At 65.1% G+C, this 10,043-nt stretch carries 10 protein-coding genes; 8 read left to right on the top strand and 2 right to left on the bottom strand.

Annotation, left to right across the window (positions count from 1 at the left end):
• Positions 1 to 53: 53 nt before the first annotated feature.
• The 7 genes from VGD20_RS03900 to xth all read left to right on the top strand — a co-directional run bounded on the left by VGD20_RS03900 (position 54) and on the right by xth (position 7,097).
• A complete protein-coding gene (locus VGD20_RS03900; RefSeq protein WP_331133187.1) occupies positions 54 to 848 on the top strand; it encodes a response regulator in 795 nt (264 codons plus the stop codon).
• Positions 849 to 990: 142 nt separating this feature from the next.
• A complete protein-coding gene (locus VGD20_RS03895; protein WP_331133186.1) occupies positions 991 to 3,696 on the top strand; it encodes a bifunctional [glutamine synthetase] adenylyltransferase/[glutamine synthetase]-adenylyl-L-tyrosine phosphorylase in 2,706 nt (901 codons plus the stop codon).
• On the top strand, positions 3,693 to 4,160 hold the full coding sequence (locus VGD20_RS03890; protein ID WP_331133185.1) for a peroxiredoxin: 468 nt from the start codon (positions 3,693 to 3,695) through the stop codon (positions 4,158 to 4,160). Before VGD20_RS03895 ends, VGD20_RS03890 begins: the two co-directional genes overlap by 4 nt.
• Entirely contained in the window at positions 4,161 to 4,952 is a 792-nt protein-coding gene (locus VGD20_RS03885) for a ferritin-like domain-containing protein (protein ID WP_331133184.1), read from the top strand.
• Between the two features lie 185 nt (positions 4,953 to 5,137).
• Positions 5,138 to 5,770, top strand: coding sequence for a M23 family metallopeptidase (locus tag VGD20_RS03880; RefSeq protein ID WP_331133183.1), 633 nt, complete (start codon positions 5,138 to 5,140; stop codon positions 5,768 to 5,770).
• A 92-nt stretch (positions 5,771 to 5,862) separates the two neighbouring features.
• Positions 5,863 to 6,204, top strand: a complete 342-nt coding sequence (gene erpA / locus VGD20_RS03875) for an iron-sulfur cluster insertion protein ErpA (protein WP_331133182.1) — start codon at positions 5,863 to 5,865, stop codon at positions 6,202 to 6,204.
• Positions 6,205 to 6,326: 122 nt separating this feature from the next.
• Entirely contained in the window at positions 6,327 to 7,097 is a 771-nt protein-coding gene (gene xth, locus VGD20_RS03870) for an exodeoxyribonuclease III (RefSeq protein ID WP_331133188.1), read from the top strand.
• Between the two features lie 4 nt (positions 7,098 to 7,101).
• Here the strand turns inward: xth and VGD20_RS03865 are convergent, their stop codons facing one another.
• Together VGD20_RS03865 and VGD20_RS03860 are read right to left on the bottom strand one after the other, a co-directional pair.
• Complete coding sequence (locus VGD20_RS03865; protein ID WP_331133181.1) at positions 7,102 to 7,389, bottom strand: putative quinol monooxygenase; 288 nt, start codon at positions 7,387 to 7,389, stop codon at positions 7,102 to 7,104.
• Positions 7,390 to 7,397: 8 nt separating this feature from the next.
• A complete protein-coding gene (locus VGD20_RS03860; protein WP_331133180.1) occupies positions 7,398 to 8,567 on the bottom strand; it encodes an N-acetyltransferase in 1,170 nt (389 codons plus the stop codon).
• 117 nt (positions 8,568 to 8,684) lie between these two features.
• On the opposite strand from VGD20_RS03860, the gene VGD20_RS03855 reads away from it, so the two are divergent.
• Complete coding sequence (locus VGD20_RS03855; RefSeq protein ID WP_331133179.1) at positions 8,685 to 9,809, top strand: fatty acid desaturase; 1,125 nt, start codon at positions 8,685 to 8,687, stop codon at positions 9,807 to 9,809.
• Positions 9,810 to 10,043 lie beyond the last annotated feature (234 nt).

Below are 10,043 nucleotides of genomic sequence, written 5' to 3'. Positions count from 1 at the left end.
TGTCCCTTTTCCGGACGATCCGTCCCGGCTTCGCCGTCATCAGGAGGTAAAATATGTCATTGGGTCAGTCGGTTGCACCGCATCTTCCCTATCTGCGGCGCTATGGCCGGTCCATTTCCGGGAGCCAGAAAAATGGCGACGCGCTGGTCGCGCGGCTGCTCGAGACCCTGGTCGCGAATCCGGGCGCGGTCGATACCGGCAACGACCTTCGAATCCAGTTGTACCGGTTGGTTCACGACAATTTCGGATTGATGGCCGACCAGGCGGTCGCCAGCGAGGCAACGGCGCACAGCGATATTACCATCGCCGACGCCCGCCTTCGGCGTATCCCGTCGCTTGCGCGGCAGGCGCTGTTGCTGACGGCGGTCGAAGGGTTCAACTTCGAGGATACCGGGCGCATCATCGGCCGCGATGCCGAGGCGGTGCGCGCGCTGATTTCCGATGCGACCGACGAGATCGATCGCCAGACCCGTGCGCGTATCCTGATTATCGAGGATGAACCGATCATCGCGATGGACATCGAAATGATCGTCCGCGAACTCGGCCACGAGGTTGTCGGCGTCGCGACGACGCACCGCGAGGCGGTCGACGAGGCGCAAAAGCACCAGCCGGGTCTCGTCCTCGCCGACATCCAGCTCGCCGACAACAGCTCCGGAATCGAGGCGGTGCAGGAAATCCTGACCGACCTCAAGGTCCCCGTCATCTTCATCACCGCCTTCCCCGAACGGCTACTGACCGGCGACCGGCCCGAACCGGCTTTCCTGCTCACCAAGCCGTACCAGCCCGCGACGCTGCGCGCGGCGATCTCGCAGGTGCTGTTCTTCGACGAAAGCACGATCCCGGCCTAAATTTCCCGCCACGTCCTTGCGAGGAGCCGCGGGCGACGCGGCAATCCAGCGTGGCGTAAGCCGCTCTGGATTGCTTCGCTTCGCTCGCAATGACGAGGTGAGGGGTTGCGAGCTTATGAGTGGCGGGCGATAGCGGCGACCGATGACGATCACGGACGCTTCCAGCCGCCAGTCGGCGCTCGACCGGCTTACCGCCCATGCGCCATTCCTCGCGCGGCTTGCGGTGCTCAATCCCGATGACATCGCGCGCTTTCTTGACGACGGCACCGATGCCGCGCTTGCGACCGTCACCGTGCCCCCGGTCGATGACGATATCATGCGCAGCCTGCGCCAATGGCGCGGCCGGACCGCGCTGTTGCTGGCGCTCGGTGACCTGTCGGGCGAGCATGATGTCGCCACGACGACGCGCCTGCTGTCCGGGTTTGCGGACGCGGCCTGCGATGCCGCGCTCGCTGCGGCGTTTGCCGAGCGCGTGCCGGACGAGCAGCCGCGCGGGCTTGCGGTCATCGCGCTCGGCAAGCTTGGCAGCCACGAACTCAACTATTCGTCGGACATCGACCCGATCCTGATCTTCGACCCCGAAACGATGCCACGCCGGTCGCGCGACGATCCGGGCGAGGCGGCGGTGCGGATCGCGCGGCGGATGGCCGAAATCCTGTCGGCACGGACGGGCGACGGGCATGTCCTGCGCGTCGACCTGCGCCTGCGTCCGCATCCCGAGGTGACACCGATCGTGCTCCCCGTGAATGCGGCGATCTCCTACTATGAATCTGAGGCGCTCGCATGGGAACAGGCGGCGTTCATCCGCAGCCGCGCGTCGGCGGGCGACCGAATGCTCGGCGAGCAGTTCCTGTCGGCGATCCAGCCCTTCATCTGGCGGCGCAGCCTCGATTTCCGGCAACTGAAGGAAATCGGCGCGATGAGCGACCGGATCCGCGACCATTTTGCGCAAGGACAGGCGTTCGGTCCCGGCTTCGACCTCAAGCGTGGGCGCGGCGGTATCCGCGAGATCGAATTTTTCGCGCAGGTCCACCAGCTGATCTATGGCGGCCGCGATCCGTCGCTGCGCGTTCCTGCCACGATCGATGCGCTCGCGGCGCTGGCGGCGGCAGACCGGATCGAGCCCGGGGTCGCCAGCCGGTTGTCGGGCCATTATGCGACGCTGCGCCGCATCGAGCACCGGCTGCAGATGATCGAGGACCAGCAGACGCACAGCCTGCCCACGCAGGAAGCGGCGCTCGATTGCGTGGCACGGCTCGATGGCGAAGCGGACGGTGCGGCGCTGCTTGCCGCGCTCGCCCCCGTCGTCGCCGACGTCGGCGCCTGTTACGACCGGCTCGTCGCCGAACGTGCGGTGACGACCGGCCTGCCGCGCGACGAGGATGGTCTCGCGGTGCAATTGATCGCGGCGGGCTTCGACCCGCCCGATGCGGCACTGCGCACCATCGCCGAGTGGCGCGGCGGCAAGCTTCGCGCACTCCGCAGCCCCGCCGCGCTCGACGCGCTCGAGACGATGCTGCCCGAGCTGGTCAAGGCTTTGGGTGCAGCGCCCGATCCCGACGCCACGCTGACACGTTTCGACAAGCTCGTTGCGGGATTGCCGAGCGCGATCAATTTTTTCCACCTGCTCGCCGCGCAGCCGGCCCTGGCCCGCATCGCCACCCGGATCCTGTCGCTCGCGCCGACGCTTGCCGACGCGCTGGGTACCCGCGTCGAGCTGATCGAAGGATTGATCGACCAGCGCGCCTTCGACGCGCCGGCGGATAAGGAGCAGCTCGTCGCCGAATGGGCGCCGGGACTCGCGGTTCTCGACTATGAGCGTTTGCTCGACCGCGTGCGCGACCATGTCGGCGAACGGCGCTTTGCCTATGGCGCGCAACTGGTCGCGGGCGCGACCGATCCGCTGGTGGTCGCATGCGGCTATTCGGAGCTTGCCGAGGCGGCGCTGCAAGTGCTCGCCGACGCGACGGTGGCCGAATTCGTCGCCGCGCACGGCCGTGTTCCCGACAGCGAACTGGTCGTGCTCGCGCTCGGACGGCTTGGCGGGCGGGCGCTGACGCACGCGTCGGACCTCGACCTCATCTATCTCTTCACCGGCGATCACCTCGCCGAATCCGATGGGCCGCGCCCGCTCGGCGCAACGACCTATTACAATCGCCTCGCGCAGCGCGTGACCGCGGCGATGTCGGTGCCGACCGCGGCGGGCAAGCTCTACGATGTCGATACGCGGCTGCGCCCGCAAGGCGCGCAGGGGCCGCTTGTCGTCACCCTCGACAGCTTCGAACGTTACCAGCGCGAAGAGGCGTGGACGTGGGAGCATATGGCGCTGCTCCGCGCGCGGCCGGTCTATGGCTCGGATATGGCAAGGGCCGAAGTCCGGCGTATCATCGACGAACTGCTGAGGGTCCCGCGCGATCCGGCAAAGCTCGCGGCCGATGCGGCCGAAATGCGCAGCAAGATCGCGGCGCACAAGCCCGCGAAGGGCGCGCTCGATATCAAGGGCGGGCCGGGCGGCCTCGTCGATCTCGAATTCGCGATGCAGGTGACGCAGCTCGTCAGCGGCCGGTGCCATGACCCGAATATCTCGGCGGCGCTCGCGTGCCTGAGGGCGGCGGACCTTGTGCCGCCCGGGGTGATCGACGCGCACGGCCTGCTCGCGCGGATGCTCGTCATGCTACGCCTCACCGCGCCCGAGGGCGAGCCGCCGACCGCCGCGGCGCGCCAATTGGTGGCGAGCCAGTGCGGGGAGCCCGGCTGGCCGCAACTGCTTGCCGCGCATAATGGCGCGCGGCAGGAGATCGCGAAATGGTGGGCGTCGATTCGCCCCGGACAGGAGAATGAAAAATGAGCGGTCCTCAAATTGGCGATGTCATTCCCGCCGTAACGCTTCTCGATGCCGACGGCGCGGCGATCGACCTTGCGGCGATGAAGGGCGCGCCGCTGATCGTCTATTTCTATCCCAAGGCCGATACGCCCGGCTGCACGGTCGAAGCGCAGGACTTCACGCGGCTCGCGCCCGAATTCGCGAAACTGGGCGCGCAGGTCCTTGCCGTATCGCGCGATGCGCCGACGAAACTATGCAAGTTCCGCGACAAATATGGCCTGACGGTGCGCCTCGCTTCGGACGAGGACGGCGCGGTGTGCGCGGCGTTCGGGACCTGGGTCGAAAAGCAGAATTACGGCCGTACCTATATGGGGATCGAACGTTCGACCTTCCTGTTCGGCGCCGATGGCAAGCTTGCGAAAGAGTGGCGCAAGGTACGCGTGAAGGGCCACGCCGATGCGGTGCTGGAGGCCGCGAAAGCCCTCTGAATGCGGACGTTGGGTGAAGCCGCACGCGCGGTCCTGCTGACCCCGGATCCGCACGACAAGCGCCGCGCGGCGCGGGGCTTCGCGCGGGCGTGGCGGCAGGGAAAGCTGGAACATCGCTGCGATGTCCCGATGCCCGACCAGCCGGCGTGGCCCGCCGCGCCTGAACTGCTGGCGCCGAACCGGATGCCCAGGCGCGGCAAGGGCGGGTCGGAGCGGGGACGGATCGCCCTGCTCCACGCGCTCGCGCATATCGAATTCGTCGCGATCGACCTTGCGGTCGATCTGGTGGGCCGGTTCGGCGATGAGTTTCCGCGCGAGTTCGTCGACGACTGGATCGGGGTCGCGGTCGACGAAGCGATGCATTTCGCGCTGCTCGACCGGCGGCTCCGCCAGCTCGGCAGCCATTATGGCGCGCTGCCGGCGCATGCCGGATTGTGGGAATCCGCGCAGGATACGGCGGATGACGTTCTGGCGCGGCTGGCGATCGTACCCATGGTGCTCGAAGCGCGCGGGCTCGACGTTACGCCCGCAACCGTCGAACGCTTCCGTGCCGCCGGCGATGAGGCATCGGCAAGGATTTTATCGCGTATTTACAAGGATGAAATCCGCCATGTGACCGCGGGCACAGTCTGGTTCCGGCAAAAGTGCGACGAAAGGGGATTCAATGTCGTCGAAACGTGGCATGCCCTAGTAAAATCGCGCTTTCGGGGCAGTTTGAAGCCTCCGTTCAACGACTCGGCGCGCCACGACGCCGGTTTAACGCAAGAATTCTACACCGTTATTGCTTCGTAAGGATTGGGACAGCACACAGGCTTCCGCGGGGGATGAGCAATCATCCAACACCAACAAAAACCGGCGCCAAAGCCCATTTGTGACTTTGGCGACATGGCAAATGCGGGGTCGTCGTTTTGATCAACACTCTTCTGGCGCAGAAGTTGCACCAAGTCGCAATAATCTGCGCGGCAGCATGTTTCGGATTGGCCGCACCGGCCGTCCACGCTGCCGAAACCAGTGCTGACGCCAGCATTGTCGTCCCCGACGAACCCGATGATGACAGCTTTACCGCTGGCGTTCCTTCGGCCAGCGAAGACAGCGAAGCCCGCGCGATTTTCCAGGCGTGGAAGCGCCTCGACACCGGCCTGACCGCCTCGATCGGCGTTGCGGTGCCCTCGCGCCGCCCGATCGACCAGATGTCGCTCTCGTCGTCGTACGGCATGCGCGTCCACCCGGTGACCGGCAAGGTCGCGCGCCACAACGGCATCGACATCCCGGCGCCGCGCGGCACCCCGATCTATGCGACCGCCGACGGCATCGTCGGCCGCGCCCAGCGTCTCGGCGGCTACGGCAATTATGTCGAAGTCGAACATGGCAATGCCATCCAGACTCGCTACGGCCACATGTCTTCCTATGTCGTCACCCCCGGCCAGTCGGTGAAGAAGGGCGACATCCTCGGTTACGTCGGTTCGACCGGCCGTTCGACCGGCAACCACCTCCATTATGAAGTCCGCATCGAAGGCGCACCGGTCAATCCGATGCCGTTCGTCCGTTCGGACCAGATGGCGATCGCTGCAATCACCGGCAAGAATGTCGCGATGGGCGGTCCCGAATAACAAGCTTTCCTGGGTCGGAGAGGAGGGGCGCCAGGCGGGTCAACCGTCGAGGCGCCCTTTTTATTTGAACCCAAGCTTCCTATCTAGCGATCATGGCCACGCAGCTTTCCGATATCACCCTGTCGCCCGCCGCTGCGGCGCGCGTCCGCTGGATCGCCGACCGCAAGGGCGAGGCCGATGCCGCGCTGCGCCTCGCGGTCGATGGCGGCGGCTGTTCGGGCTTCACCTATCGCTTCGGCCTCGCCGAAAGCATCGACGCCGATGACATCGTCGCCGAGACCGACGGGGTGAAGCTGGTCGTCGACCCGATCAGCATCGACCTCGTGCGCGGCTGCATCGTCGATTTCGTCGATTCGCTCGGCGGATCGTCGTTCAAGGTCGAAAACCCCAACGCCGCCTCGGGCTGCGGCTGCAGATCGAGCTTCTCGATCTAAAGACACTTCCTACTTCCGTTCGTGCTGAGCTTGTCGAAGCACCGTCCTTCTTTTACGCAAGAAGAATAGAACGGCCCTTCGACAAGCTCAGGGCGAACGGAAAGAGATGTGAGCCCGTGCCCCTGAAAATCGCGACCTTCAATATCAACGGGATCAAGGCCCGTTTGCCGCGCCTCGTCGAATGGCTCGAGGAAACGCAGCCCGATGTCGCCTGCCTGCAGGAGCTGAAATCGAGCGACGAAACGATGCCGACGAAAGAGATCGAGGCGGCGGGATACGGCTTCCTCTATCACGGGCAAAAAGGCTTCAACGGCGTTGCGATCCTCGCGAAGGGCACCCAGCCCGTCGAAATGCAGCGCGGGCTGGCGGGCGAGGCCGAAGACGAGCAGTCGCGCTATCTGGAGGCCGACGTCCATGGCCTGCGCGTCGGTTGCATCTATCTTCCCAACGGCAATCCGCAACCGGGGCCGAAATTCGATTACAAGCTCCGCTGGATGGCGCGGCTGCGCGAGCGTGCGAAATTCCTGCTCGCCTCGGAAATCCCGACGGTCCTCACCGGCGACTATAATGTCATCCCGCACGACGACGATGTGTGGGACCCGCGCGCGATGTCGACCGACGCGCTGATGCAGCCCGAATCGCGCGACGCCTGGTTCCGGATGCTCGGCGACGGCTGGACCGATGCGATCCGCAGCCGTCATCCGGCGGGCGGGGTCTGGACCTTCTGGGATTATCAGGCGGGCGGCTGGCAACGCGACCATGGTTTCCGCATCGACCATCTGCTGCTCAGTCCCGCGCTCGCCGACCGGCTGGTCGATGCGGGCGTCGACAAGGATCACCGCGGGCGCGAAAAGGCGAGCGATCACGCGCCGACATGGGCGGTGCTCGCCTGACGGCCTAGGCGACCATATTCATCAGGATGAAGGTCCCGTCCTGCCGCTGGTGCGCATTGATCAGCGGCACCAGCCGCATGAAATGTTCGGTCCGGCAGTGCGTATCGAGCGCCGCCTGGTCCGGCCATTCTTCGACAAAGATGAAGTGTCCCGGATCCTTCCGATCTTCGAACAGGTCATAGGCGATGCACAGCGGCTCGGCCCGCGTCGCCTCCACCAACTCGCGATAGAGCGGCAGAACGATGTCGACGGCGTCGGGCTTGATGAAATCCTGCGCGATGACTTTCAGCATCGGCGTGTCTAGCCCAGCGGCTTGTCGTAGATCTGGTAGACGCGGTTAACCTTGGCCTCGATCGCTTCGGCGACCGCGTTCATCCCCTGATTGTCGTCGAGCACCCAGCCGATATCGCCGCGCTTGGTGCCATAATCGGCGACCGCGTCGCGGCGGATATATTCGATCATCATGAAGGCCAGCGTGCTCGCCATGCGGCTGTTCTGCAATTTCTTGGCGACCCCCATCAGCGGCACGCGCAGGATATGACTCTTGGGTTTGCGGAGCCACCAGAGCAGGCGCGCCCAGTTGAAGGGGAGTAGCGAGCCGTCCATGTCGATCAGCAGCTGGTTGATGTTCGGTAGCACGATCATGAAAGCGACCGGCTCACCGTCGACTTCGGCGACGCGGATAAGGTCCTCGAACACGATGTCCTTCAGCTTCTTGCCGACATAGGCGATCTCGCTGTCGGTAAGAGGCACAAAGCCCCAATTGTCCGACCATGCATCGTTGAGCAGGCCCATGATCAGTGCCGCCTCGGCAGCGAAGCGGCGTTTGTCGACCTTGCGGATACGGATGCGCGCATTCTTTTCGCCGGCTGCGACAATGCGATTGACGATCGGCGGAAAGCCCTCGTCGATTGCGACGTCATAATTCCGGAGCTGCTTGACCGGTTGATAGCCCGCGCCCTCGATCCAGCCGCGATACAGCGGGCTGTTGTGCCCCAACATCACCGTCGGCCGGTTGTCGAACCCCTCAATCAGCAGGCCGGGTTCGTCCCAGATCGAAATCGACAACGGGCCGAGCGAGCGGTGCATGCCTTCGGCCCGCAACCAGTCTTCGGCCGCCGCGAGCAGCGCCTGTGCGCCTTGTTCGTCCTCGGCTTCGAGCAGGCCCCAGTTGCCGGTGCCCGGCCCCATCCCCTGTTCGGCGGGCTGCGCGAGCGCGAGGGTGTCGATATGCGCCGATATGCGCCCGACCGTACGTCCGTCGCGACGCGCGAGGAAGAGCTGCGCCCTGCCATGTTCGAACCACGGATTCTTGCCGGGCGTCAACAGGCCGTACACCTCGCCCCTCAGCGGCGGCACCCATGCCGGATCGCCGCGATTGAGGCGATAGGCGAGCTCGACGAACTCGCGCAGGTCGGCCTTGTTCTTGACCGGGTGGATCGTGATCGGGCCGTCCGAATGTCCGCTCATACTGGTTTCCTGAATTGCCTGACCTATATTTATGGCGACGCATTAGGGCATAGAAATGGCGCTGGCGACCCGCATTCGGCCATTTTGCTGCCACGAAAATATGATGAAGAGCCCGATATGTTAGCGATGAACACCCTTGTCGATCGGCTGTCGGCTTCGCCGGTGGCGCCGATGCCCCCGTCGGCGGATGCCGACAAGATGCCAAAGGCCGCGATTGCGGACGATATGGCGATGATCCGCGCGGCTTCGGAGCTGACGCGCGATCTCGTGCAGCCTTCGCCGCGCATCTACTGGACCGATATGCTCGCTTCGGCCGTCGTCGGCTACGCCGGCATCGCGGCGGCGATCCTCGCGCCTTCGACAGCGTGGATGCTGGTCGCCGCGGTCATTTCGGTGATCGCGCTCTACCGTGCGGGGAGCTTCATCCACGAGCTCACGCACATCCGCAAGAATGCGCTGCCGGGCTTTCGCCTCGGCTGGAACATCCTCGTCGGCGTGCCGATGCTGATCCCGTCGTTCATGTATGAGGGCATCCACAGCCTGCACCACAACCGCACCAAATATGGCACGGTCGAGGATCCCGAATATCTGCCGCTCGCGCTGATGAAGCCGTGGACGGTGCCGCTGTTCGTCGTCGCCGCGGCGTTTGCGCCGCTCGCGCTCGTCTTCCGCTATGCCGTGCTCACCCCGTTGTCGTTCCTGATCCCGCCGCTGCGCCGGATCGTCGTCGAACGTTATTCGGGGATGATCATCAACCCGATGTTTCGCCGCAAGCCGCCCGAAGGCGAGTTCCGCCGCCAGTGGGCCTGGCAGGAGGGCGGCGCGTGGGCGTGGTCGACCTTGCTGATCGCCGCGGGTGTCTTTGGCTGGGTGCCGCTCCGCGCGCTCTTCATCTTCGGGGCGATCGCCGCAGCGACGCTGGTACTCAACCAGATTCGCACGCTCGTCGCGCATCTCTGGGAAAATGACGGCGACGTGCTGACTGTGACCGGCCAGTTCCTCGACAGCGTCAACGTCCCGCCGCCCGGCTTGCTCCCCGAACTCTGGGCGCCGGTCGGGCTGCGCTATCATGCGCTGCATCATCTGCTGCCGGGTGTGCCCTATCATTCGCTGGGCGAGGCGCACCGCCGCCTGAAGGATGCGCTGCCCGCAGATTCGCAATATCATGGCGCGAATTACGACAGCCTGCCGAAGCTGGTGATGAACCTTGTCGCGGGTTCGGCGCGGGGTTCTGCGGCCTGATAACATCATAGGCGGCATGTCGGCTTTGGGGTGGGAGCTGTCCCATTTGGGCACCCCGGCGAAAGCCGGGGCCCATGCGGTAACACGCTAAGTTCGCGTTAGAATTCTGGGCCCCGGCTGTCGCCGGGGTGCACATCTCAATCGGTCGCTTCGCTTTCTTCGTCATCCCGGACTTGATCCGGGATCCATCGCAGCGCTGAAGTCGTGGACCCCGGATCAAGTCCGGGGTGACGA

The sequence above is a fragment of the Sphingopyxis sp. genome, from assembly GCF_036402335.1.
GTDB lineage: Bacteria > Pseudomonadota > Alphaproteobacteria > Sphingomonadales > Sphingomonadaceae > Sphingopyxis.
The sequence above is the reverse complement of the archived record's forward strand: the minus strand, read 5'-3'. Positions and strand labels throughout refer to the sequence as shown.

What these genes read in the sequence shown, in the direction of transcription:
- VGD20_RS03855 (WP_331133179.1), top strand. Translation starts at nt 8,685, where the DNA reads ATGTTAGCGATGAACACCCTTGTCGATCGGCTGTCGGCTTCGCCGGTG.
- VGD20_RS03900 (WP_331133187.1), top strand. Translation starts at nt 54, where the DNA reads ATGTCATTGGGTCAGTCGGTTGCACCGCATCTTCCCTATCTGCGGCGC.
- VGD20_RS03895 (WP_331133186.1), top strand. Translation starts at nt 991, where the DNA reads ATGACGATCACGGACGCTTCCAGCCGCCAGTCGGCGCTCGACCGGCTT.
- VGD20_RS03885 (WP_331133184.1), top strand. Translation starts at nt 4,161, where the DNA reads ATGCGGACGTTGGGTGAAGCCGCACGCGCGGTCCTGCTGACCCCGGAT.
- VGD20_RS03860 (WP_331133180.1), bottom strand. Translation starts at nt 8,567, where the DNA reads ATGAGCGGACATTCGGACGGCCCGATCACGATCCACCCGGTCAAGAAC.
- erpA (WP_331133182.1), top strand. Translation starts at nt 5,863, where the DNA reads ATGGCCACGCAGCTTTCCGATATCACCCTGTCGCCCGCCGCTGCGGCG.
- VGD20_RS03890 (WP_331133185.1), top strand. Translation starts at nt 3,693, where the DNA reads ATGAGCGGTCCTCAAATTGGCGATGTCATTCCCGCCGTAACGCTTCTC.
- VGD20_RS03865 (WP_331133181.1), bottom strand. Translation starts at nt 7,389, where the DNA reads ATGCTGAAAGTCATCGCGCAGGATTTCATCAAGCCCGACGCCGTCGAC.